At 72.9% G+C, this 25014-nt stretch carries 16 protein-coding genes; 5 read left to right on the top strand and 11 right to left on the bottom strand.

Translation table 11 applies throughout. From position 1 onward, the window contains the following. Positions 1-3: 3 nt before the first annotated feature. The 4 genes from CP984_RS09560 to CP984_RS09545 form a co-directional block, all read right to left on the bottom strand. Positions 4-6474: a non-ribosomal peptide synthetase gene (locus tag CP984_RS09560; protein ID WP_078575273.1), complete on the bottom strand. Its 6471-nt coding sequence runs from the start codon at positions 6472-6474 to the stop codon at positions 4-6. Between the two features lie 73 nt (positions 6475-6547). Then, on the bottom strand, positions 6548-7840 hold the full coding sequence (locus CP984_RS09555) for a serine hydrolase domain-containing protein (RefSeq protein WP_129820893.1): 1293 nt from the start codon (positions 7838-7840) through the stop codon (positions 6548-6550). A gap of 612 nt (positions 7841-8452) precedes the next feature. Continuing rightward, positions 8453-11023: an ABC transporter permease gene (locus CP984_RS09550; RefSeq protein WP_003985453.1), complete on the bottom strand. Its 2571-nt coding sequence runs from the start codon at positions 11021-11023 to the stop codon at positions 8453-8455. Positions 11024-11027: 4 nt separating this feature from the next. Beyond that, positions 11028-11786 (bottom strand): ABC transporter ATP-binding protein, encoded by a 759-nt coding sequence (locus CP984_RS09545; RefSeq protein WP_003985452.1) that lies wholly within the window; start codon positions 11784-11786, stop codon positions 11028-11030. 340 nt (positions 11787-12126) lie between these two features. Here CP984_RS09545 and CP984_RS09540 point away from each other — a divergent pair, with 340 nt between their 5' ends. Beyond that, a complete protein-coding gene (locus tag CP984_RS09540) occupies positions 12127-13383 on the top strand; it encodes a sensor histidine kinase (protein WP_003985451.1) in 1257 nt (418 codons plus the stop codon). After that, positions 13371-14015, top strand: coding sequence for a LuxR C-terminal-related transcriptional regulator (locus tag CP984_RS09535; RefSeq protein WP_003985450.1), 645 nt, complete (start codon positions 13371-13373; stop codon positions 14013-14015). Before CP984_RS09540 ends, CP984_RS09535 begins: the two co-directional genes overlap by 13 nt. Positions 14016-14066: 51 nt before the next feature. On the opposite strand, the gene CP984_RS09530 is transcribed toward CP984_RS09535, so the two are convergent. The 5 genes from CP984_RS09530 to leuC are packed head-to-tail and all read right to left on the bottom strand — an operon-like array spanning position 14067 to position 19609. Further along, positions 14067-15335, bottom strand: coding sequence for an MFS transporter (locus CP984_RS09530; RefSeq protein ID WP_043977082.1), 1269 nt, complete (start codon positions 15333-15335; stop codon positions 14067-14069). Next, positions 15332-16360, bottom strand: a complete 1029-nt coding sequence (locus CP984_RS09525; protein WP_125521791.1) for a TauD/TfdA family dioxygenase — start codon at positions 16358-16360, stop codon at positions 15332-15334. The genes CP984_RS09530 and CP984_RS09525 overlap by 4 nt, the downstream gene beginning before the upstream one ends. Continuing rightward, positions 16357-17568 (bottom strand): pyridoxal phosphate-dependent aminotransferase, encoded by a 1212-nt coding sequence (locus CP984_RS09520; RefSeq protein WP_003985447.1) that lies wholly within the window; start codon positions 17566-17568, stop codon positions 16357-16359. Before CP984_RS09520 ends, CP984_RS09525 begins: the two co-directional genes overlap by 4 nt. After that, positions 17568-18194, bottom strand: a complete 627-nt coding sequence (leuD, locus tag CP984_RS09515) for a 3-isopropylmalate dehydratase small subunit (RefSeq protein WP_003985446.1) — start codon at positions 18192-18194, stop codon at positions 17568-17570. The genes CP984_RS09520 and leuD overlap by 1 nt, the downstream gene beginning before the upstream one ends. A gap of 14 nt (positions 18195-18208) precedes the next feature. After that, positions 18209-19609 carry a 3-isopropylmalate dehydratase large subunit gene (gene leuC / locus CP984_RS09510; RefSeq protein ID WP_030181808.1) on the bottom strand — a complete coding sequence of 467 codons (1401 nt, stop codon included), beginning with the start codon at positions 19607-19609 and terminating at the stop codon, positions 18209-18211. 352 nt (positions 19610-19961) lie between these two features. Between leuC and CP984_RS09505 the strand changes: the two genes are divergently transcribed. Further along, positions 19962-20336: a hypothetical protein gene (locus CP984_RS09505; RefSeq protein WP_125521794.1), complete on the top strand. Its 375-nt coding sequence runs from the start codon at positions 19962-19964 to the stop codon at positions 20334-20336. Between the two features lie 590 nt (positions 20337-20926). Then, complete coding sequence (locus CP984_RS09500; RefSeq protein ID WP_003985443.1) at positions 20927-21577, top strand: hypothetical protein; 651 nt, start codon at positions 20927-20929, stop codon at positions 21575-21577. An 81-nt stretch (positions 21578-21658) separates the two neighbouring features. On the opposite strand, the gene CP984_RS09495 is transcribed toward CP984_RS09500, so the two are convergent. Next, positions 21659-22378, bottom strand: a complete 720-nt coding sequence (locus CP984_RS09495; protein ID WP_078575278.1) for an ATP-binding cassette domain-containing protein — start codon at positions 22376-22378, stop codon at positions 21659-21661. Between the two features lie 191 nt (positions 22379-22569). Beyond that, complete coding sequence (locus tag CP984_RS09490) at positions 22570-23466, bottom strand: helix-turn-helix domain-containing protein (protein WP_003985441.1); 897 nt, start codon at positions 23464-23466, stop codon at positions 22570-22572. 1278 nt (positions 23467-24744) lie between these two features. Here CP984_RS09490 and CP984_RS09485 point away from each other — a divergent pair. Continuing rightward, the gene (locus CP984_RS09485) at positions 24745-24939 is read left to right on the top strand and encodes a hypothetical protein (protein ID WP_003985440.1); all 195 of its coding nucleotides are present in this window, start codon (positions 24745-24747) and stop codon (positions 24937-24939) included. The last annotated feature ends 75 nt before the right edge of the window (positions 24940-25014 follow it).

The following is a 25014-nucleotide window of genomic DNA, read 5'->3' as shown; positions in this document are numbered from 1 at the left end:
CGTTCACTCCCCCCGCGCGCTGCCGCGCGCCGTGGTGTCGGCCGGCACGCGGCGCGAGTCGTCGAGTACTTTGCGGCGGACGTCCTCCGCCAGTGCGGCTACGGTGCGCGCGGTGAAGATCTCCCGCACGGAGACCCGGATGCCGAACCGCTCCCGGATGCGGGAGGTGATCTGCAGGGTCAGGACGGAATTGGCGCCGAGGTCGAACAGGTCGTCCTCGACCCCCACCACCGGCTCCCCGAGGACCTCGGCCCACATCCGGGCGAGCGCCTCCTCGGTGGGGTCGCGCGGCGCGGTGGTCTCCGCGACGGCAGCGGCCCGCTCCTCGGGCAGCGGCAGCGCACGCCGGTCGATCTTGCCGGTGGTGGTCATCGGGAACGCGTCGAGCACGACGAGCACCGACGGCACCATGTAATCGGGCAGTCCGGCCGCGAGCCGGGCGCGCACGGCCTCGGGATCGATGGCCCCGTCGCCCTGGCCCGTCACATACCCGACCAGGTCGTGGTGGCCGCTGCGCTGCTGCCGGGCCAGGACCACCGCCTGCGCGACGCTCTCCTCCCGCAGCAGCGCCGTCTCCACCTCGCCCAGCTCCACGCGGTAGCCGCGGATCTTGACCTGGTTGTCGATCCGGCCCAGGAAGTCCAGCGTGCCGTCCGGCAGCCACCGGACCAGGTCGCCGGTGCGGTAGAGCCGCCCGTCCGGGTCCGGCCCCAGATGGTCGGGGACGAACCGCTCCTTGGTCAGCTCCGGGCGCCCGAGATAGCCGCGCGCCACCCCGATGCCGCCGATGTACAGCTCGCCGGGCACCCCGACCGGCACCGGGTCGCGGTGCTCGTCGAGCACGTACGTACGGGTGTTGGTGACCGGCGCCCCGATCGAGGGCAGCCGTCCGGCCGCGGCCTCGTCCTCCGGCTCGAGGAAGACGGCGGTGGCCAGCACCGTGATCTCCGTCGGCCCGTACTGGTTGACCAGCGTGAACGGGGCATCCGCCGGCAGCCTGCGCCGCACCACGTCCGCGCCGGTCAGCACGTACCGCAGCGCGCTGTGCCACAGCGCGCGCTGATCCAGTACGGAGTCCAGCCGCGGCGCCGGCACCAGCGTCACGGTGATGCCCTCCGCGACCAGCCAGTCCGCGAACTCGTGCGGATCGTCCAGCGCGGACTGAGGCGCGAAGTGCACCGAGGCCCCGCAGGCGAGGTTCGCCCACACTTCGAGAATCGTCGGGTCGAAGCCGGGACCGACGATCTGCGACGCCCGGTCGCCGGGGCCGATCCGGTAGTAGTCCCGGTACCAGTCGCAGAGGTTGATCACCCCACGGTGCTCGATGAGCACGCCCTTGGCGCGCCCGGTGGACCCGGAGGTGTAGATCACGTAGGCCAGGTCACCGGCCGACACCGGCACCCGGACGGGCCCGGCCGGAGGCGCTTCACCGTCGGATTCGTCCTCGACGCGGAGCACCGTCACGCCCTCCGGCACCGGCAGGTCCGCCGGCCCGCCCCGTACCAGCAGCAGCCGTACGGAGGCGTCCCGGAGCATGTACGTGGTGCGGTCGTCCGGCAGCGCGGGGTCCAGCGGCAGATAGGCCGCCCCGGCCTTGAGCACCGCGAGCTGGGCGATGACCATCTCGGCACCGCGCCCGGTGCGTACGGCCACCACCTCGCCAGGCCGCACGCCGTGCGCCAGCAGCCGGTGCGCCAGCCGTCCGGCGGCGTCCTCCAGCTCGGCGAAGGTCAGCCGGGTGTCCGGGGTGACGACGGCCGTGGCGTCCGGGGTGCGGGCCGCCTGCTCGGCGACCAGCTGGTGCACGGTCGTACGGTGCGCGCGGCCCGCCGCGTCGGTGGCGTTCCAGCCGCTGGTGACCTGGCGCCGCTCCGCTTCGTCCATCATCGGCAGCTGCCCCAGCGACCGTTGCGGACCGGCGGCCATGTTCTCCAGCAGCACCACCAGGTGCCGCGCGAGCCGGGCGACCGTCTCCTCGTCGAAGAGCGCCGTGCTGTACTCGATCAGCCCGGCCAGCTCCCCGTCCCGCTCCTCGAACTCGAAGCCGAGGTCGAACAGCGCGTTGAGCCGGGGCAGTCCGAACTCCGCCATCCGCAGCCCGTCGGGCCCCGGCACCGGCCCCTGCGGGCGCTTGAGGAGCATCGCCGCCTGGATCAGCGGGGTACGGCTGGGGTCGCGGTCCGGCCGCAGCTCCTCGATGAGCCGGTCGTACGGCACGTTCTGGTGCGTGAAGGCGTCCAGCACGGTGCCGCGGACCTCCGCCAGGAACTCCGCGACCGTCAGCTCGGGCCGCACCCGCGCGCGCAGCACCAGCGTGTTGACGAAGAAGCCGAGCACGTTCTCCAGCTCGCTGTGGTCGCGGCCGGAGACGATGGTGCCGAGCGCGATGTCCTGCTGCCGGCCGTAGCGCGACAGGAGCAGCTGCACCCCGGCGGCCAGCGTCGCGAAGAGGGTGACGCCCTCCCGCCAGCACAGCGCGGTCAGCTCGGTGACCAGGCCGGGGCGGAGCGTGTAGCGGTGTGCCGCGCCCCGGGTGCTGCGGGTGGCCGGGCGGGGCCGGTCGGTGGGCATTTCCAGCGGTACGACGCCATCCAGCTGCCGCTTCCAGTAGTCCAGGTCGGCGGCGTAGGCGTCCGCGCGCGGGGCGCGCTGCCAGACGGCGAAGTCGGGATACTGGACGGGCAGCGGCGGCAGCTCCGCGGTCCGGCCGCTGTGCGCCGCCTCGTAGAGCACGCCCAGCTCGCGGGCCATCACGTCCTTCGACCAGCCGTCGGTGACGATGTGGTGCATGTCCAGGACGAGGACGTGGTCCTCCTCGGCGACCCGGACCAGCAGCGGCCGCAGCACCGGACCCGCACGCAGGTCGAACGGCTCGCTGAGCGCGGTGCGCAGCACCCGCGTCAGCGCGGCCTCGCGGTCCTCTCCGTCCGCCCCGGGACCGGCGTCCGCGCCGGCAAGACCGATCACCCGAACTGGCACCTCGCCCGGCTCGTGCACGATCTGCACGCCCTGCCCGCCGCGCGAACCGAACGTGGTGCGCAGCGCCTCGTGCCGGGCCACGAGCGCACTGATCGCCGACCGCAGCGCGGGCACGTCGAGCGGCCCGGTCAGCCGCAGACCGAACGCCGAGTTGTACTCGCTGCCCTGGGACTCGTAGTCGTAGAGGAACCACAGCCGCTGCTGACCGTACGAGAGCGGCAGGTCACCGTCCCGGCCCACCGGCTTCAGCCCGGTCTCTCGGGCCCGTGCCCCGTCCAGCCGCCCGGCCAGCCCCGCCACCGTCGGCGTCTCGAACAGCGCCCGGATGGACACCTCCACGCCCAGCACGGCACGGATACGGCCGATCAGCCGGGTGGCCAGCAGCGAGTGCCCGCCCAGGTCGAAGAAGCTGTCGTCCACGCCGACCGCGCTCAGGCCCAGCACCTCGCTGAAGAGGTCGCACAGCTGCTCCTCGCGGGCGATCCGCGGGCCGCGCCCGCGCGGGGCCGCGTCGGCGCCCGGTGCCGGGAGCGCGGCGCGGTCGGTCTTGCCGTTCGGCGTCAGCGGGATCTCGTCCAGCGCCACCACGGTAGCGGGGACCATGTACGCGGGCAGCTGGGTGCCCGCGAAGGCGCGCAGCTCGGCGGCGTCGGCGCCGCCCGGGGCCACGTACGCCACGAGCCGGGTGTCCCCGGGCCCGTACGCATGGGCCACCGCGACCGCCTTGCCGACGCCCGGGTGCCGCTCCAGCACCGCCTCGATCTCGCCGAGTTCGATACGGAACCCGCGGATCTTGACCTGGAAGTCGGAGCGGCCCAGGAACTCCAGATTGCCGTCGGCGGCCCAGCGCGCCAGGTCGCCGGTGCGGTACATCCTCCCCCAGCCTTCGGCCGGGGGGACCCCCATGCCGGGCGCGAACGGATCCGGGACGAAGCGCTCGCGGGTCAGCTCCTCCTGGTGGAGGTAGCCGATCGCCACCCCGGCGCCCGCGATGTACAGATCGCCCGTGACACCCACCGGTACGGGCTGCCGGTCCGCGTCGAGCACGTAGACCCGGGTGTTGCCGATGGGACGGCCGATGGTGGGCGGCCCCGGACGGTCGTCGAGCCGGGCGGCGGTCGACCAGATGGTGGTCTCGGTGGGCCCGTAGAGATTGGTGACCTCCGAGCCGAGCGCGCGCATCCGCTCCGCCAGCGCGGACGGCAGCGCTTCACCGCCCACCAGCATCCGCAGCCCCCGCAGCGCCTCCGGCTCCGCCTCGCACAGCGCCTGCCACAGGCTCGGGGTGGCCTGCATGATGGTGGCCCCGGAGGCGGTCAGCAGCCGGGCCAGCGCGCCGGGATCGGTGGTCGTCTCCCGGTCGGCGAGCACCACGGCCGCGCCGCTGATCAGCGGCAGATACAGCTCCAGGGCCGCGATGTCGAAGGCGATGGTGGTGACCGACAGCCATACGTCGTCGCCGGTCAGCGGGAACAGGTCGCCCATGGACACCAGGAAGTTGGTCAGCGCGCGGCGGCCGACGGCCACGCCCTTGGGGCGCCCGGTGGAGCCGGAGGTGTAGATGACGTACGCGGGGTCGGCGCCGGTGGCGGTGGCCGGGAGCTCGTCCGGGGCCAGGGCCGTGCCGGGCAGCGCCGCGAGCCGGTCCCGCAGCGCGGGGTCGTCCAGGACGAACACCCGGTCCGGCGCCCCGGACAACCGCCGCGCCGTGGCGTCGTCGGTGATCAGTGCGGACGGGGCGGCGTGGCCGAGGATGTAGCCGATCCGGTCGGCCGGGTACTCCGGGTCGAGCGGAATGTACGCCGCCCCCGCCTTCGCCGTCGCGAGCAGCGCGACCACCAGCTCCGGGCCGCGCGGCAGCGCCAGCGCCACCAGCGTGCCGGGCCGCGCGCCGCCGTCCACCAGGGCGCGGGCCAGCCGGTTGGCGCGCGCGTCGAGCTGCGCGTACGTCAGCCGGGTCGCGCCGCAGACCAGGGCGGTGCGGTCGCCGTGGTGGCGCACCCGCTCCTCGAACAGGCGGCTCACCCCGGCGCCCGGCACCGGCCGCGCGGTGGCGTTCCAGTCGCTGAGCAGCCGCTGCCGCTCCTCGGGGCCGAGCACGTCGTACGCGGTGTACGCCTCATCGGGCGCGTCGGCGGCCGCCCGCAGCAGCCGCAGCAGCCCGTCGGTCATCCGGCGCACGGTGGCGGGCATGAACAGCTCGGTGCCGAAGTCGACGATCAGGTCGATGCCGTGCGTACCGTCCGGCGTGGTGGTGCCGGCTCGCATACGGAAGCCGAAGCGCAGGTCGAACCGGCAGTGCTGGGCAGGCAGTTGGGTGATCCGTGCGGTGAGCGGGCCGAACGGCCGCCGTGCTGTCTCCGCTTCCCGCACCTCGACGGCTACCTGCGCCAACGGGTGCCGGTTCAGCGCGCGTTCAGGTCGCAGCGCGTCCACCACCTGCTCGAACGGCACCGCGCTGTGCCGCCGCGCCGCGGCGTTGGCCGTGGCGCAGTCCCGTACCAGGGCGCGGAAGCCGTGGCCGGGCGCCGGGCTCGTCCGTACGACGGCGGTGTTCGCCAGCGGCCCGATGACCGTGGCCGACCCCGCGTCCGCCCGTCCCGGCAGGGAGACGGCCAGCGGAATGTCCGTACCGGCGCCGAAGCGGTGCAGCAGCGCCGAGACGCCGGCCAGCAGCACCGCGTCGAGCGGCACTCCCGCGTCCCGCGCCAGCCCGTCCAGCTTCCGGTGCAGGGCGGCGTCCAGGAAGCCGTGGTACGTGGTGCTCCGGTAGTCGGTGGCGGCCGGGCGGGGCCGGTCCAGCGGCAGCTGGAGCTGTTCCGGTGCGCCGTCCAACGTGTCACGCCAGTAGGCGAGTTGTTCGGCGGCGCGGCTGTCCGGTACCTGCGGATCGCCGAGTGCGGTCCCCGCTGCGGCGGCGACCTCCGCGTACTGCGGTCCGGGCTCGGTACGCGGCGTGCCGCCGGTCCGTACGGCCTCCGCGTACGCCCCCGCCAGCTCCTCGGCCAGCAGCGTCAGCGACCGCTCGTCCGCCGCGATCTCGTGCACGACCAGGACCAGGACGTGGTCGTCCGGCGCCAGGCCCAGCAGCCGGACGCGCAGGGGGCACTCCGCGGTGAGGTCCATGCCCTCGCCCGCCGCCTGCGCCAGGACGCGGTTCAGGCGGGCCGGGGACACCGGCTCGGCGCGCAGCGCGGTGAACGTCCGCTCCGGCGGCCGGAACTCCGGACGGCAGCGCCCCTCCACCTCGCGGTGCACCGTGCCCAGGACCCGGTGCCGCTGGACGATCGCGCCGAGCGCGGCCCGCAGCGCGGACAGGTCCAGGGCGCCGCCCAGCCGTACGGACAGCGTGCGGGTCTGCCCCGGCCGCCCCTCCTGGAACCGGTTGAGGAACCACAGCCGCTGCTGCACGGGGGAGAGTCCGGCCGTGCCGTCCGCGATGCCCACGGACTCCCGCACACCGTCGCGAGGAAAACCGTCACTTGTTGCTGTCACGTCTGCTCTCCAAAGGATTGCGGGACGCCCGGCCGGTGAAATGCCCGGCCGGGCCGCGGTGCGCCGGTCCGGATCAGGCGGCGCGTCGCATCAAGCGGCCGGCGAATTGCATGAGGGTGGCCCGCCCGGATTCCGGGTCGGTAAGAAAACGCCCCAGGTGTTCCGTGTCCGGCTTTTCGGCGGGCCGGGCGGAGAACACCCGGACGCCGTGACCGGAGAGGTGGTACTCGGTTCCGTCGTCGTCCTCCAGCACCGCGGTGCCGGAAGCGGTACGGGAAATCCGGTAGACCGTTTCGCCGTTGACCCACCGGCCGGTGCAGTCGGGCAGCGCACGGTCGCCGCCGGTCGCCGTGCTCGGGGCCGCCGCCCCGGCCGGCGGCATGCCGACCGCCGGCCCCTCGCCGCGCAGCAGCGTCACCAGGTCGCCCCACGCCGCGGCACCGGCGGCGGAATCGGCCTGGAAGGCAAGCACGGTGCCGCTCGCCGGATGCACCCGTACGTGACAGGCGGTGCCCGCACCGGCCGCGTCCAGCCCCAGCCACCGGCCGGGCCCCGCCCCGTACAGGGCCCAGCCCAGGCCCCAGGCGTCGGCCAGTCCGAACGGCGCGGCGTCGAACGGCGGCTGCCGCATGGCGGCCACGGCCTCGTCGTCCAGCAGGGCGCGCGAGGCGCCGTCGCGGTCGTCCAGGAAAAGACCGCCGAAGGCGGCCAGGTCCTCGACCCGGCCGGCCAGCGCGGCGGCGGGCTCCGCCGCCCGGGGCACGGCCGGCGCGATCGGCACCGTCCCGTTCCGCGTGACGACGTGGCCGCCGCGGACGGCGCCGCCGAGGAACGCGGGCGCGATGTCCAGCGGCCCCAGCAGGAAGTCGGTCACGGCCTGCCGCCAGGACATCCCGGTCGCCGTCTCGATCAGGCGGCCCACCACGGTGAACCCGGCGTTGGAGTAAGAGAAGGCGCTGCCGGGCGGGAAGAGCAGCCCGGCGGCGGCGGTGGCCGTCGCGGCCCGCGCGGCCGAACCGGGCTCGCCCGGCGCGTCGCAGACCAGCCCGGAGCAGTGGCTCAGCAGATGCCGCAACGTCACGCCGGAGGCCGCGTCGGCCCAGGAAGACAGGCGGTCGCGCACCGGCTCGTCGAGATCGAGGTCGCCGTCGGTCACCAGCTGCATGGCGACGGTGGCGGTGAACAGCTTGGTGACCGAGGCGAAGGGCAGCGTTACGGATTCCGCCGTACTGCCTTCGCCCGCGAAGAATTCACCGGCCCGCGCCACGGAAGTACCACCAGGTCCCCGTAATGCGCACTGCACCGCGGATATCCGATGGCGGTGCGCCAGTTCACCGAGCATTTCGCCCAGCCGTCGTGCATCCACGGCACATCCCCCAGAAGGCAGTAGGCAGTGAGCCCGGAATCCGGAAAGGCGCGGCAGACGGTCCGCGGCTTCGAAAGTCCCGGGAAAGTGAAGGCTCTTCGATACGAGCTCGTTGGTGAAAGCAGGCTAACACCGGGGAGTTGGGCCAGGTAGGGACGTTAAGCGGCAGGCAAATAACGCAGGTTGCCGAACCGGGCGGGCCCGGGCCCCGGCAAACGGACCGGCCAGAGGTGAGTCCGAGGCCCACGGTCACCAGCGGTACGGCCGTGCCGACCGCACGGCGATCGGGATGACCATCAGGGTCTCCGTGCCCGACCGGGTGGGTTCGGGCCCTGACAATCGGGCCGGCCGGCGGCCTCGTCGGGACCGCCGGCCGTCGTGCGCACGGGCGTGGGCTATTCGCGCAGTGGCGGCATGTAGGGGACGGGGGAGGAGGCCAGGCCGGCGCTTACCGTTATCAGCGGCAGCAGCGGTACGGCCGTGCCGACCGCACGGCGATCGGGATGACCATCAGGGCCTCCGCACCCGACCGGGCGGGTCCGGGCCCCGGGCAAACGGGCCGGCCGACAGCCCCGTTGGGGACCGCCGGCCGGAATGCGCACGGGCGGTGGGCTATTCGCGCATCCCGATGGCGTCGGCGGGGCGCGAGCGCAGGGCGAGCTTGGTCGGCAGCAGGACTGCCGCTGCGGCCAGGGCCGCCGTGGCTGCGACGATGCCCAGGTACAGCAGCGGCGGGATGTAGGGCACGGGGGAGGAGGTCAGGCCGACGCTTACCGTTATCAGCGGCAGCAGCGGGACGACCGTGCCGACCACTACGGCGATCAGGATGACCATCAGGGTCTCCGTGCGCATCATCCGCATCACCTGGTCCGGCGTCGCGCCGACCAGCCGCAGCAGTGCGAACTCCCTGATGCGGCTCAGCGTCGTCATCACCAGGGTGTTGGCCACCGCCACCGCGATGTAGCCGAAGACCAGTACCAGCGGCAGCGCGCTGCCGACCAGCCCCGCCATCGCGCTCTTCTCCTGCGCCACGCCCTCGTCGTCGGCGACCTTCAGTCCCGGATAGCGCGCGGCCAGCTTGGACAGCCCGTCGGCGACCTTGTCCCGGTCCGCGTCCGGTGCCAGCCGTGCCAGGACCGAGTCGTCCAGCCGCTTGGAACTGTGCTTGATCACCGTGTCGTGCGGCAGCGTCACGTCCCCGAAGCCCAGCCCCCGCCGGTAGACGGCGACGACCTTGGACTCCTGCTGCGCGCCGTCCGGCAGGTGCAGCCGCACCCGGTCGCCCACACCGGCCCCGAGGGTGCTCGCAGCGCCGCTGCTCAGGGCGACCGTGTCCGGCGACGCGCCCAGGCCGTTCAGGTCGCCCTTGTCCACCTTCAGGTCGAAGAGCTGGTCCAGCTTCCCGGGCGTCACGCCCTGCGCCTCGTAGTCGAAGACTTCGGGTGAGTCCAGCAGCTTCCGGGACGCGAACAGCTTGGTGCGCACCACCCCGGCCGCCGCCGAGACTCCGGGCAGCCGCGCGATGTCCCCGGCGGCGGTCACGGGCACCCCGCCGAGATCGCTGCCGAGCGTGTAGTCGGCCACCACGCCCGCCGCGGCCTGGTCCTTGGCGGCCTCGTTGGTCGTGGTGGGGATGAACAGCTGGACGGAGGCGAAGCCGATCGCCAGGATCAGCGGGCCGATGCCGGCCGCCAGCCGCCGGGCGTTGGCACGGGTGTTGGCCACCGCCAGATAGCCCAGCGTGCCGAACCGCCGTTGGAAGGGCCGGGCCAGCAGCCGGGTCGCCCGTCCGACCACCGGCGGCGCCAGCATCAGGATCGCGATGACCATGATGAGGCCGCCGCTGCCCGCCCCCGCCACGGCGAAGATGCTGCCGAAGAACAGCGGGAGCATCGAGGCCGCGAGCCCCAGCACGAGCAGGATGACACCGAAGGTGACCCGCGCCCTGCCGAGCGTCGGCTCCTCCGTACGGGACTGGCTCAGCGCCTCCACCGGGCGGATGGCCACCACCTTGCGGGCCACCGCGAACCCCGCGATCTGCGCGGTCGCCACCCCGATGGCCACCGCCGCGATCATCGGCACCGGCCCGTAGGAGAACGCGAAGTCGTCCGGCACCACGCCGATCACCGACAGCGCCCCGCGCAGCACCCCGGCCGCCAGTGCCCCCGGCAGACAGCCGATGACCGACGCCAGCAGGGAGATCACCAGCGCCTCACCGGCGATCATCTTGTGGATCTGCTTGGGCGTCGCCCCCACCGCGCGCAGCAGCGCCAGTTCGCGCCGCCGCTGGTGGACGCCGAGCGCGAGCGTACTGCTCACCACCATCAGGGTGATCAGGATGACCGTGCCGCCCAGCGAACCGGCCAGCTCCTTCAGACTGCCCCGCGCCGAGGCCACGTCCGGGTTCTCCACGCTGCTCAGCGCGTCCCCGGTGTAGAGGTCCGCCGGGGTGCCGCCGAGCTTGCCCTCGATCCGCTCCGCCAGCTCCTCCGGATCGGTGCCGTCCTTGGCGAGCACGCCGATCGCCGAGACCTGGTCGTCCCGGCCGTACAACTGCCGTGCCTGCGCCTCGGAGAAGAACACCGGCGGGGTGCGCAGGCCGTCACCGGGGCCGCGGTACTCCACCACACCGGCCACCGTGTAGTGCGCGGCGGCCTGCGTGGTCGCCAGCCGTACGGTGCCGCCGGCCTTGACCCCGGCCCGCTCGGCGAGCGACTTCTCCAGCACCACTTCGCCGGGCCGCTCCGCGCCCCGCCCGCCCACCAGGTGGAACGGACCGAGGACGGAGCCGGGCCAGGATGTGCCCAGCGCCCCCTCGCCGTCCTCGCCCTTGAGCACACCGCCGTCCCTGTCCACCAGCTGGGTGGGAAAGCGCAGATCGGCCACGGCCTGCCGGACCCCCGGCACCGCCGCGACCTTGGCCACCAGCGAGCGCGGCACCCCGACGGCGTCGTCCAGCGCCTTCGTCTTGGTGCTCTTGCCCTCGGTGACCGAGAACTCCTGCTTGCCCGCCACCACCACCGCGGCGTCGCTGTAGCGCTGCGCCGGGACACCGGAGTCGATGCCCGACTGGAGGATGATGCCGAAGGCGGTGATCAGCATGGACGCCCCGAGGAGCGCGACGAACGCGCCCACGAAGCCGCTCTTGCGCTCCTTGACCGTCTTCAGCACGAGGGCGAACACGGGATCACCACTCTCCCAGCCGGGTCATCCGCTCGGCGATCAGCTCCGGCGTCGCCCGCGTCATCTCCTCCGCGTACCGGCCGTCCGCGAGGAAGACCACGCGGTGCGCGTAGGACGCGGCGACCGGGTCGTGGGTCACCATGACCACCGTCTGCCCGGTCGAGTCGACCACGTCGCGCAGGAGTTGCAGCACCTGCTTGGCGGTACGGGTGTCCAGCGCGCCCGTGGGCTCGTCGGCGAAGACCACCTCGGGGCGGGGCGCCAGGGCGCGGGCGATGGCCACCCGCTGCTGCTGGCCGCCGGACAGCTCCGACGGCCGGTGTCCGAGCCGGTCGCTCAGCCCCACCTGCGCCACCACGCGGTCCAGCCAGGCGGGGTCGGGCCGGCGGTCCGCCAGCATCAGCGGCAGCGTGATGTTGTCCGCCACGGTCAGCGCCGACATCAGGTTGTACGCCTGGAAGACGAAGCCGACGCGCTCCCGGCGCAGCATGGTCAGCTCGACCTCGTTCAGGCTCGCGAGGTCCGTGCCGCCCAGTACCACCGTCCCGGCGTCCGGCCGGTCCAGGCCCGCCGCGCAGTGCAGGAAGGTGCTCTTGCCCGCGCCCGAGGGGCCCATCACCGCGGTGAAGGAGCCCCGGGTGAAGTCGAGGGACAGATCGCGCAGCGCGTGCACCGCGCCGGCGCCCCTGCCGTAGGTCTTGCGGACGCCGCTGAGGCTGACCACCGGTCCTTCGCCCGCCCGCCGGCCGTCTCCGTTGCCCAAGGGCGTGGCCTCGTCCGGCCGCGGAGGCGGCGCCGCCTCCGTCGCGCCCCGTGCCGCCCGGTCCCTTCTGCTCACGTCCGACCCCTCGCTGCGCAGTCCGTCTTCGGTCTTTCCGCTCCAGCACGCTAGATCTCCGGCCACCCGGGGGACCACCACGTGAACTGGAGCTTCAAAGGTGCAGATAAGTGCCCCTGCGGCCTGTGGCAGGCCCCCGGACCGGCGCTCCGGGAGGGCCCCGAGGCCCGGTTCGGGCGTCACCGCCGGTGGTACCGTGATCGCGCCGTTGCGTCGGGGGGTTCACTCGGTCATGTCCTTACCGCTGTTCACGACACTGCGACGGATGCCCGCGCGGGAGCTCTCGCGCCGGCTGTTCGGCCGCTTCCCGCAAGCCATCGGCTACGTCGTGCTCTGTCTGGGCACCGGCCTGGCCGGCCTCGGCCTCTTCTACCTGCTCCTCGTGACCCTCGCCCTGTGCCTGGTGGGCACCGGCTTCCTGCTGCTGCCGATCGTCCTGCGGCTGCTGCGCCGGGTGGCCGAATTCCACCGCCGCCGGGTCTCCCGCGTCCTGGGCGCCGACGTCGTCACGTACTACCGCGGGGTGGACGGCGAAACCCGCCGCCCGAAGCTGTCGCTGCGCGATCCGGCCGTGCGCAAGGACATCGTCTGGCTGCTCGCCCACAGCATCCTGGGCACCACCCTGTGCGTCACCGCCATCAGCGCCTGCGGGGGCGCCGTCAACTGGCTCTCCGCGCCGCTGTGGTGGCGCCTCGCGCCGCGCGAGCGGGACGCCGTCATCGTCATCACCGTCGACTCCTGGCCGAAGGCGATCGGCGCCATGTTCGTCGGGGTGGTCTACGCGGCGGTGGCCGCCGCGATCGTCGTGGCGCTGGCCCGGGTGCACGCGCTGGGCTCCCGTAAGGTCCTGGTCACCCGGGCGCGGGTCCCGCTGGAGCAGCGGGTGCAGGAGCTGTCCGTCACCCGCGCCGAGGCGCTGGACGCGCACGACGCGGAGCTGCGCCGTATCGAACGGGACCTGCACGACGGGGCGCAGGCCGGGATCGTCGCGGTGTCGCTGCGCCTGGGCATGATCAAAAGGGCCCTCAAGGCACGGCCCGAACAGGTCCCCGAGATGGTCGACGCCACCCAGCAACTCGCCCAGCAGGCCCTGGAGTCGCTGCGCCAGCTGGTCCGCGGCATCTACCCGCCGGTCCTGATCGACCGCGGCCTGATCGACGCCGTACGGGCGCTGACCGCGCTGAACGAGGTGCCCACCTCGATCGACATCGAGGACGACGCGGCGACCGCGCCCCGCGCCCCCGCCGCCGTGGAGGCTGCCGCGTACTTCGTCGTCTCCGAAGCGCTGACCAACGTCGCCAAGCACAGCGGCGCGGACAGCGCCCTGGTACGGCTGCGGATCAGCGACCGCAGCATCTCCATCCACGTGGAGGACAACGGCCGCGGCGGCGCCTCGGAGCACGCGGGCAGCGGAATCATGGGCGTACGCCGCCGGGTCGCGGCCTTCGACGGCACGACAGAACTGGTCAGCCCGCCCGGGGGCCCGACCGTACTCAGAGTGGAGATTCCATGCGGATCCTGATCGCCGAAGACAACGCGCTGCTCCGGGAGGGGCTGGTCCTGTTGCTGGCGGACGAGGGCCACGAGATCTGCGCCACCGTCGACAACGGCACCGACCTGCTGCCCGCCCTGCTCGAACACCGCCCCGACGCCGCCGTGGTGGACGTCCGGCTGCCCCCGTCCTTCCGTGACGAGGGCCTGCGCGCGGTGGTGGAGGCCCGCCGCCAGATCCCCGAACTCCCCGTCCTGGTCCTGTCGCAGTACGTGGAACGGGCGTACGCGGGCGAACTGCTCGCCCAGAGCGCCTCGGGCGTCGGCTACCTGCTCAAGGACCGGGTGGGCAACACCGAGGAGTTCCTGGAGGCGCTGGACCGGATCGCGGCCGGCGGCACCGCCATGGACCCGGAGGTGATCTCCCAGCTGATGATCCGCCGGGCCGGCGACGACCCCCTGAGCACCCTCACCCAGCGCGAGCGCGAGGTGCTGGCGCTGATGGCCGAGGGACAGAGCAACCCGGTGATCGCGAAGTCCCTGTTCATCGCCGAGAGTTCGGTCAACAAGCACATCGGCAGCATCTTCACCAAGCTCGACCTGCCCACCTCCGCCAGCGGCCACCGGCGCGTGCTGGCGGTCCTGACGTACCTGCGGGCATGAACGCCTGCGGGGGCCGGTCCGCAACGGACCGGTCCCCGCCGCACACCGGGCCTACTCGGCCGCCTCCAGCTCCTTCGGCCGCGGGAAGGTCCGTACGGCCGGCGCGCAGGACACCACCAGCGCGAGGACCCCGAACACCGCCGTGCACACCAGGACGGTGGCCGTGCCGCCCGCCGTCTCCAGCAGCACACCGCCGATCAGCGGCCCCAGCGCGGAGGCCGCGCTCATGGAGATGCCGATCACCCCGGCCAGCCGCCCGCGCATCCGGTCGGGCGTGACGAGCATCTGGTACGTCGTCACGATCGCGCTCGCGGTGGGCGCCAGCAGGGCGACACCCGCCAGCACCAGCCCGCTCGCGTACCCCAGCGGCACCACCGCCAGCAGCGGCACCAGCGCCGCCGCGCCCCACGTCAGCAGCATCAGGGCGGCGTACGGCGTGAGCAGGTGCCGCAGCCGGGGCGCCAGGACCGCGCCCACCACCCCGCCGGCCCCGAGCAGCGCGCCGATCGCGCCGATCTCACCGGCCGGGCGCCCGGCCTGCTGCGCCATCACCACGACCACCAGCAGCATCCCGCTGAAGGCCAGGTTGAAGACCGTGGCGACCAGCACCGTGGTGCGCACCGGCCGGTTGGCGGCCAGCCACCGCAGCCCCGAGCGCATCGCGCCCGCCATTCCCTCGCGCGCCTCCGGCTCGCCGGACGGCCGCGGCGGCACCCGCAGGAACAGCAGCGTCACGAAGGACAGCAGCGAGGCCACCGACTGGGCCACGAACGGCAGCAGCCGCTGCACCCCGTACAGGACGCCGCCGAGGCCCGGACCGACCACCGTGGCGAGGTGGTAGCGGGCGGTGTTGCGGGCCACCGCCGTGCCCAGCTGCGAGCGCGGCACCACACCGGGCAGCAGTGCCTGGTCGGTGGTGGTGAACAGCGCCGTACACACTCCCTCGACCACCGCCACGGCCAGGATCGCCCCGAAGCCGCCCGACCCGAACGCGACCGTCAGGGCGAGCAGCCCGAGGGCCACCGCCCGGCCCAGCTCGGCGGCCAGCAGCACCGTCTTACGGTTCCAGCGGTCCGCAAGGGCCCCGGCCGGCACCGCGGCCAGCGCTCGCGAAGTACCGATGGCGAACTCCACCAGCGACGCCTGGAGGGCCGAGCCGCCCAGCGCCAGGACCAGCATCGGGTAGGCGATCAACGTGCCCTGGGCGCCCAGCTGGGAGACCATGTTGGCGCTCCACAGCAGGTTGTACTCCCGGTTGCGGGAGAGCGGGCGGGGCGGCGGGGCCGGACGCGCGGCGGCCAGGTCCGCGCCGGTGCTCATCCGGCCGGCGCCGCGACCCCGCCCGCGGGGGCGGAGGTCCGCTCCACCGGACGCAGCGCCGACCACGGCAGCGCGTCCGACATGCTCACGAACAGCTCACGGGGCGGTACGAACGGCAGCCTGCCGTGCGCCACCGCGAGGTTGTCCACGATCAGCACCTCGCCGGTACGGGCGGTCACCTCGATCGCGTGGTCCCGGTACGCCTGCTGGAGACCGGCCACCACCTCGTCGGGGATCTGCGAACCGTCCGCGTGGAAGGTGTTGGTCGGCATGCCCCAGGGGCCGTACTCCTCCAGCAGGAACTCGCCCACCTCGGGGCGCAGCGTGCGCGCGTGGAAGAACGTCATGTGGTTGAACCACGAGCGCCGGCCGGTCACCGGGTGCGTGGCCACCGCCCAGCGCCGCTGCCGGGTGCGCAGATGGTCCTCGTCGACCCACTCGGCCTCGATGGCGTTGGCGTCGCAGTACGCCTGCACCTCCGCACGGTCCTTCGTACCGAACGCGTCCTGCCAGGACAGGCCGAGCCCCGGGAGGAAGTTGCGCACCAGCAGGTAGCCCTCCTCGTCGAAGCGGTCGGCGATGGTGCGCGGCAGCGCGTCGTACAGGGCCCGGCAGTCGGCGAGCGTGTTGGCCCCGCCCTCGGGCGCCCCCCGGCGGCAGAAGAAGAACAGATGGCGCGGGACGTTGAGGTTGTAGGACTGCTCGGTGTGGAGGAAGATCTCCTCGGTCGGCGGGTGGTCGGTGGCGGTGAACACCCCGGGGTGCAGCTCCGTACGCGGTGACGAGCGCTCGGTGTAGTCCAGCGGTCTGCCGACGACGCTGTTGACGAAGGCGTCCAGCTCCGGCCAGTCGGCCCAGGAGAACCCGCTGAGCAGGGCGGCGCCGTGCTCGATCACACCCTCGCGGATGCGCTCGCCGTGCCGCGCCCCCACCTCGGTCAGCGCGGCCCCCGGGGAGCCGGCCTCGATACCGAGCACCAGGCCGCCGTGCCGGGGCCCGGTCACCAGATCCATCGTGCTTGTCACGTTCGTTCACCTTCCTGAATGCGGTGCGGGAGGCCGGCGCGCGTACGGGCGAGCAGGCGCCGCCGGGCGGTGTCGAGGGTCTCGGCCGGCCGGTTGAACGCCACCCGTACCTGCCGCTCACCGCGCCGCGGGTCGGCGAAGAACGAGGTGGCGGGGGCCAGCAGCACCCCGGCCTCCTGGAGCAGGGTGCGGACGAAGGCCGGGCTCGGCTCGTCGGTCAGGCCGTCGATGCCCGCCAGGACGTAACAGCCGCCGGCGGGTGCGGCGCAGTGGAAACCGGCGTCGCGCAGCAGCGCCACCGCGCTGTCGCGCCGTGCGGCCATGGCCGCCGACCGCTGCTGCCGGCCGGGGCCGTGCAGGTCGACGGCGGCCGCGGCGTGCTGGAAGGCGGCGGGGGCGCCGGCCGTCGTGGCGACGTGGATCTGGCGCAGCAGCTCCGTCCACCGCGCCGGGGCCCGCAGGAAGCCCAGCCGCCAGCCGCTGATCGCATGGCTCTTGGAGAAGCTGCCCACGACGATGGAGCGCTCGGCCAGACCCGGCACCTCGGCCGCCGAGCAGTGCTGCCGCCCGTCGTAGACGTAGTCGGCGTACACCTCGTCGGAGACGACCGTGACGTCCCACCGTTCGCACAACTCGGCGATCACCGCGAGGTCCTGGTGGCCGAGCAACTGCCCGGTGGGGTTGCTGGGGCTGTTGAGGATGATCGCCCGGGTCCGCGGGCCCATCGCGGCGGCCAGCTCCGCCGGGTCCAGGCTCCAGTCCGGTGCCCGCAGCGGTACGGGGCGCACCCGGCCGCCCGCCAGCGCCACCGCGCTGAGGAAGTTCTCGTAGCACGGCTCCAGCACGATCACCTCGTCACCGGGATCGACGGCCGCCAGCAGGGCCACGCACAGGCCCTCGCTGCCGCCCACCGTCACGGTGATCTCGGTGTCCGGGTCGGGGGCCGCCGGCAGCCCGGCGGCGATCCGCTCGCGCAGGGCCGGGACACCGGCCGGGTCCTGGTACTGGTGCACGCCCGCGCGCAGCGCCGCACAGGCCGCGTCCACCAGCTCCGGGGGCGTGTCGGGGAAGGCGGGCGTGCCCACCGCGAGGTTCACCGTGCCGGGCGGTACGCCGTCGCGCAGCAGCCCGGCCAGGCCGCCGCCGGGCAACTGCCGCACCCGCGCGGCCCCGAGCACCTCGCGCGCGCCCTGGACGGCGGCGGCCATCACGGGGCCACCGTCGCGGACGCGGCGTCGAACGCGCCCCGCGGCACGGCCGGCATCCAGGGCGCGCGGCGCGCCTCGTACGCGGCGATGGCGTCCTGCCGCAGCAGGGTCTGCTCGATGGCGTCCTTGCCCTCCAGCAGCATCCGGCGCGCCCGGTCGTCGACCACGAAGTCCGCTCTGCCATCCGCCCAGCGCAGCCGGCAGGCCCGCAGGTCCACGGTGATCCGGAAGCCGGGATCGTCCTCCACCCGGTCCATCAGCTCCTCGACCACCGGCGCCGGCAGATCGACCGGGATCAGCCCGTTGTTCAGCGCGTTGCGCCGGAAGATGTCGCCGAAGCCGGTGGCCACCACGGCCAGGAAGCCGCCGTCGCGCAGGGCCCAGACGGCGTGCTCGCGGGAGCTGCCGATGCCGAAGTCCTTGCCGGCCAGCAGGATCGTCGCGCCACGGTGTTCGGGCCGGTCGATGACGCAGTCGCCCCGCTCCCGCCAGCGCTTGAACAGCGCGTCCGCGTAACCGGACTTGACCACCCGCTTGCAGAACTCCGCGGGCAGGATCTGGTCGGTGTCGATGTCGTCGCGGCGCACGGCCACCGCCGTGCCGGTGTGCTCGGTGAAGGGTTCCACGGGCTCGGTACCTCTCATGCCAGGTCGGCGGGGGCGGCGAGCCGGCCGGTGACCGCCGTGGCGGCGGCCACCTCCGGCGAGACCAGATGGGTGCGCGCGGTGGCGCCCTGCCGGCCCTCGTAGTTGCGGTTGGACGTGGACGCGCTGCGCACCGTGCCGACGAGCCGGTCGGTGTTCATGCCCAGGCACATCGAGCAGCCGGGGGAGCGCCACTCGGCGCCGGACGCCAGGAAGACCTCGTGCAGCCCCTCCGCCTCGGCCTCCGCGCGGACCTCCATGGAGCCCGGGACGACGAGCAGACGGGTGCTGTCGGCGACGCTGCGGCCCTTGAGCACGGAGGCCGCGGCCCGCAGGTCCTCCAGCCGCCCGTTGGTGCACGAGCCGAGGAAGACGACGTCGATGGGGATGTCGCGGAGCGGAGTGCCCGGGGCCAGGTCCATGTAGCGCAGGGCGCGTTGGGCCGAGGCGCGCTCCAGCGGATCGGCGAAGGCGTCCGGGGCGGGCACCTCGGAGGCCAGGGGCGCCGCCTGCGCCGGGTTGGTGCCCCACGTCACCCACGGGGTGAGCGCGGAGACATCGATCCGTACGGAGCGGTCGAAGCGCGCGCCGGGGTCACTGTGCAGCGTCGACCAGTGCGCGGCGGCCGCGTCCCAGTGGGCGGCACCCGGCGCGTACGGCCGGCCCCTGAGGTACGCGAGCGTCGTCGCGTCCGGCGCGACCAGACCGGCCCGCGCGCCCGCCTCGATGCTCATGTTGCACAGCGTCATCCGGGACTCCATGGACAGGCCCCGTACGGCCGCGCCGCGGTACTCGACCATGTGCCCCTGCGCGCCGTTCGGCCCGATCTCCGCGATCAGGGCCAGCACCAGGTCCTTGGCGCCCACCCCACGGGGCAGCTCACCGTCGAAGTCCACCGCCATCGTCTTCGGGCGCGGCAGCTCCAGGCACTGCGTGGCGAGCACATGCTCGACGTCGCTGGTGCCGATGCCGAAGGCCAGCGCACCGAAGGCGCCGTGCGTCGAGGTGTGGCTGTCACCGCACACCACGGTCATACCGGGGTGCACCAGACCGAGTTCGGGCCCGACGACGTGGACGATGCCCTGCCGGCGGTGCCCGAGGGAGTACAGCTCGATGCCGTGCGTCTCACAGTTGCGGCGCAGCGTCTCCAGCTGCGTACGGCTGACCGGGTCGGCGACGGCCAGCGGGCTGGTCGGCACGTTGTGGTCCTCCAGGGCCAGCGTCAGCTCCGGCCGCCGTACGGACCGCCCGGCCAGCCGCAGACCGTCGAACGCCTGCGGCGAGGTCGCCTCGTGGGTCAGGTGCAGATCGATGTACAGGAGGTCCGGTCCACCGGGCGGCGAGCTGACGACGTGGCTTTCCCACAATTTCGCCGCCAGAGTCATCGGTGAACCCATGGGACCTCTCCTCCGTCACCTCACCGGCCGCGTATTCGCGGCCGGCCCCCAGCCTGCGGCCTGGAACCCGGGATCACCATGTCTTTAAGCCGACGCGAAATACGCCTGGCCGTGCGCACTTCGGGCCCGGCGCCCGCCCCCGGACCGGCGGTACGCACGGCCGCCCTGGTGCAGTTCTCTGCACCTCGATTGGGGAGCCTGTCCCACTGCGCGGCGGCGCCCGGCGGCGCAGCATGGAGACATCGCAGAAAGGTCCGCCAACCGCGCTGGACCACGACAGGGAGGCCGGCAGGTGATACCGAAGGAACCGAGCGCCGGGGGCGGCGGCCGACGCCGTACCCGGACGGGCGCCGTGGCGGCCGCGGTCCTCGCCGCGGCGGCACTGACCGTGGGCGCCGGCGGCTGCCAGGATGTCAGCACGAAGACCGCCAACCGCGTGGAGTTGTGCGCGCGGATCGTGGGCAAGACCTTCACCAATCCGTTCCCGGACGACGTGGAGAAGACGAAGAAGGAAATCCGGGAACGCGCCGACGAACTGGACTCCATGGCCGGCCAGGCGTCGGACGAGAAGCTCCGTACGGCCATCAAGGAAACCGCCCGGAAAATGCGCGGCGCGGAAGTCAAGGGGAAGGGTTCGAGCCGGACCGTGATCGGATACATCGCCGATCAGAACGCACTGCTCGAAGACCTCCGGAAAACCTGTCTGAACCGCGACGACTACAAGTAGTCCCCCGAAAAGCAGCCCCCCTGAACCGGGCTCGGCGGCGGCACCCCGGGTGCCTGTGCCACCAGAGCCTCACCGCCGGGCCCCTTGGGTGTCCCCCGTCGCCCGAGGGGCCCGGACCCCTCATCACCGTACGAACCAGCGTCAGGAGCAGTCATGCCGGAGTCCACCGGTTGGAAGCCGTCCCAGGAGCGCCCCATGTGGCCCTGGGTGGTGGCCGCCATCGTCGCCGTGGCCGTGGTCATCAACGTCATCATCACCATCTGAGGGCGGCCCCACCAGGTGCCACCCGCGCACTGCCACGCGATCCGGGGCCGGCCGGCCCACCCCCGTACCGTGAGACGGGAGTGGCGCCGCCGGGCCCTGCGGCACGCCCGGGAACGGTTCCGGATGGTGCAGAGAACTGCACCAGCGAACGGGCATGAGCTCTACTGCTGCCCACCGGGCCGCCGCGTACCGTCGTCCCTGTTGAAGTTGAACACTTCAGGATTTCGACGCACCGGCAGCACAGCATCGGACCCGGTCCCCGGACACCCCTCACCCTCCCCCCGCGGGACCGCGGCGCCGACGCTGACTGAGTTCATGGGGGACCCGTGCCGCACCTTCATTTCACCACCGACAGCCTCCGCAGAACCCGCATCCTGCCCGAGGCCGACCGCATCCGGGAAACCCTCTTCGCCCTGGAGCTGCTGGCCTCCGGCGGCGGGGGACCGGACGTCGAGCGCTGGCGCCGGGCGGTCGGCCACCGGCCGCCGGCCAGGCGTCTGACCGAACTGGCCAAGGTCATCCGCCCGTTCCCCGACATCGACCGCATGGTGCAGCGCGACCACTGGGGCGGGGCGGCACCGGCCGGCGCCCGCCCGAACCGCGTGACCGAGGCGCTGCGGCACTTCTACCACGCCTGTGTGGCGCCCTACTGGGACCAGATCGCCCGGAGCCTGGAGCGCGACCGCGCGGCCCGGCTGACCGTGCTGCGCGAGCACGGCGCCGACGGGCTGCTGGGCAGCCTCCACCCGAAGGTCCACTGGTCCGCCGCCGGCCTCGAAGTACCGGGCCAGGGCGGCAATCTGAGCCTGGACCGGGTGGGCCTGACGATCGCCCCGTCCTTCTTCCTCTCGCCCGGGATCACCGTGCTCATCCGGCAGACCCCGCTGCGCCCCGGCCCGATGCTCTTCTACCCGATCCGCTCCGACCGCGAGCCGGCACCGGCGCATTCGGCTCTGGCGGGCGCGCTCGGCGGCTGACCGCTTCCGTACGCCCCGTTCCCGTACGTGCTGCCGCGGGCGCCGTGCCCGCGGCGGGGCAGGGACTCCGCCGTCCGCGCCTCAGCGCTCGCCGAGGAACTGCAGACAGTCGGTGATCTCCTCGACCGACGCCTTCGCCACCGCGTCCACCAGGCGGCCGTCCCGCAGGAAGACGACACTGTCCGCGCGGGAGGCGGCGAGCGGATCGTCCGTCGCCATCACCGCCGTGACCTCCAGGGTCCGTACGGCCCGGCGCACGATGTCCCCGAGCACCCGCGAATGCTCCTCACCGGCCGTACAGGGCGGTTCGTCCACCAGCAGCAAACGAGGGGAGTCGGCGAGCGCGCGGGCCAGGGTGGCCTTCTTCAGCTGGACCGGGGTCAGTTCCCGTACGTCACGGCGCCGCGGCCACAGCCGGGCGAGCCGGCAGGCGTTGCGCACCTCGCGGTCGCTGCGCTCCGGGCCCTCCGGCCGCGCGGAGACGAAGTCGCGGACACTGGCGCCGGGGTGCGGAAGGTCGTCGGTGCGCACGACACCGATCGAATCCGCTTCGGCGTGGCCCCACCGGACCGTTCCGGAGGACGGGCGCACAAGGCCGGCCATGCAGTGCAACAGGGTGGTCTTCCCGGACTTCGGGGGCCCCATCACGGCGCAGAACCGCCCCTTCCGCACGCCCAGCGAAAGATCGTCCAAAGCGCGGCGGCCCGGTTCCGCTTCCGGGTATCTCTTCGAGACGTTGTCGAGCGTGACCGCGTATTCCTGAGATTCAAAAGGAGGTGGCGAACCCTCGAATCCCCCCATCACTGATTCACCCGCACAATCCGGCCCCCGGCCTTCGTCGGCGTGGGGCCCTGCCAGGCCCACGGACCAAAACTACAATGCGGCGGTCGGTAAGCACCATGATGCTGGCAGCAGGGGGAGGGTGCAGTAACCTTCACCCCCGATATGGGCCCGGAATGCTAGCCTCCGGGCCCTTTTCCGCCAGCCGCGGATCAGGTCATTTCGCCCCGCAGCAGCGCCCCGCCGAGGGGGGTGAGGGTGTGCTGCACCTTGTTGAGGGTGCGCAGGGTGCTGATCAGCCCGGCGGCGCGCAGCACGGCGGTGTGCTGGCTGGCGGCGGCGGTGGAGATCCCCACCCGCTCGCCGACCTGCGTCGTGGTGCAGGTCAGGGTCAGCGTCTGGAGCACCGCCGCCCGGGTCCGGCCGACGAGCGCGCGCAGCGCCTGATCGCTGCCGGCGCCCGCGCCCTGCGGCTCGTCACTCCAGTCCTGCTTGACCGGAACCGGATACGACAGCAGGGGCGGCAGACCGGCGCGCTGCTCGATGAGCACGGGTGCGCGGGAGAAGAGGAAGAAGGCCGGCGCGAGAAGCAGTCCGGAATCCTCCAATTTGATGTCCTCGCCCTCGCCGGGCACTTCGAGGACCGGCGGGTCCCAGCGGATGGCCGGGTGCAGGGTGCCGAGCAATTGGTCGATGCCGCCGCTCAGCGTGATCTGGCCGCGGACATTGCGGTCCGCCTCCAGATGACTGGCTATCCGGGACCAGTAGGGCGCCACCGCGACCCGGTGAAAAGCCTCCAGGTCCTTCAGCAGCCGCGGTTTGAACGCGGCGGGTACCGTCGCGGTGGCGGTCCGGGCGGAGGTGTCCTCGGCGGAGGCTTTTTCGGCGACGCGGTAAAGGTCGGGGAAGGTGCGTACCGTACGGGCCAGTCCGACGATGCCGCCCGCGCCGGCCCATGCCCCCACCCGTCTTCGCCAGGCGTTGAACGGTGCGCCGCCGCTGCCGGTGCTCAGCATGCCCAGGGCGAACAGGGTCTCCCGGAACTGCTCGGGGCGGGGCGCCAGCCGTAACTTCGCAAGGCTTTCCGGCGTGAAAACGATCCGCTGCACAATCATCCCCCTTGATGTACATGGTGGAGCTGCTTCGTCGGGCCGAGCGTGCTGGAATGCCGTGGAAAGCGAGCTGGCCAATACCGGGCAGCATGCGGAAGAGTAGCACAGGAATCACCCGTTCGGGCGACCCGGAAAGATCACGTAAAGGGCATTCGACGGGGCGTCAATAATGCGGCAGCGGTGGTTTTCCGTTTTCGGTCGTACGTGTGTAAGAGGGGCCGCCCCGCAGCGACCGCAATGCCGTGCGGGATGCTGTGGAATACCTCCTTCCGGGCGCCGTTCATGTTGCGTTCCGATGGCGGGCGGATGAATATGCGTAAGGCCAAGTCGCCCATTCTCGGACGCCGTGCGACGGGAATCGGGGCGCGCGCCCGGCCCGTATGGCCCGGTAGGTCATGGCCGGTCTGCGGGAGCCTCGGCAGTGTCGGCCGCAGGGGAGCCGGTCAACTGCCGTGGGTGGGGGTGCTGCCGCAACAGGTACAGACGACAGGCGACCCGCAACCACGCGCCTTCTGCGGCGAGTTGGGCGAGCCGGCGCTGTTCAGCATCATCGCCACCGTCGGGACACCGGCTCCGCCCGGCGGTTCCGCCGGCCTCCCGGCGGACCCGTCCCGCCCAACGGGCCGATGAGGCACGCCCCTTTGTGATGCACGGGCGCGCCCGGGGGTCGACCGGTCCCAGGGCGCGGAACTCCATGGTCGTCGCTCTTCCTTTCGCCCGCTGCTGACAGATCGGCTCCGGTGCAAGGGGTGGCGCAGTGTCCGCGGCCCTCGGCGGGACGCGTCGTCCTGAAAGGGTGCCGGTGGGGGGCCTCGGCCGGGGCGTCCGGCGGTCGTGCGGGGGCTCGTACCGCCGATGTCAACTCTGCGCTGACGTCCGGCGGTTCGGGTGTGCGGCACGGTTGAGGCACGGCGTAGGAACCCTAGCCCGGTGAGTGGCGTGTTTCAACTGGGGTGAAGGAAACTTGTGGTGCTGTCCATCTGTGCGTACGCGAGGTTCACCGTGGCGGCGAACGGGTCGGGAAACGCGCCCGAGTCGCCGGGGTTCCTGGCGTTATGTCCGTAACTCTCCGCTTATGGTATTGGTGCTGGTCAGCGGCGCCTGAGTGGATGGCGGTCCGATGAAGCGGCCGCGCGGCGCGGGATCTGGTCGACTCGTGACCGTGCGACTGCTTCCGGTTCGTCCCGGAGAGCCGTTATGAGGAATTAGTTATCTTAATTCTGATTCGCCCGTATGCCGCAGTCACCCCCCTCGACGCCTGTTCGTTGACGACGTATGACCGAGACGAGCGTTTCCCCCACCCGTCAGCTCGGCGCCTGGCAACTGCGCGCGACCGTGCCGCGCGCCACCCCCGGCGTCCGGCCCGACGTCCACCTGCTGCGCGCCGGACAGCGCGTCCGGCTGGAGTACACCGGCGACCTGCTGGAACAGCTGCTGGCCACCCTCGACGGCAGCGACGACGACCGGTAACGGCACCCCCGGCGCCCGCCGCCCCCGAGGGCGGCGCGTCGGCCGGCCCCTGTCCACCGGCCACCACCGATTCCA

The organism is Streptomyces rimosus, from assembly GCF_008704655.1.
In the GTDB taxonomy this organism is placed as follows: domain Bacteria; phylum Actinomycetota; class Actinomycetes; order Streptomycetales; family Streptomycetaceae; genus Streptomyces; species Streptomyces rimosus.
The sequence above is the reverse complement of the archived record's forward strand: the minus strand, read 5'-3'. Positions and strand labels throughout refer to the sequence as shown.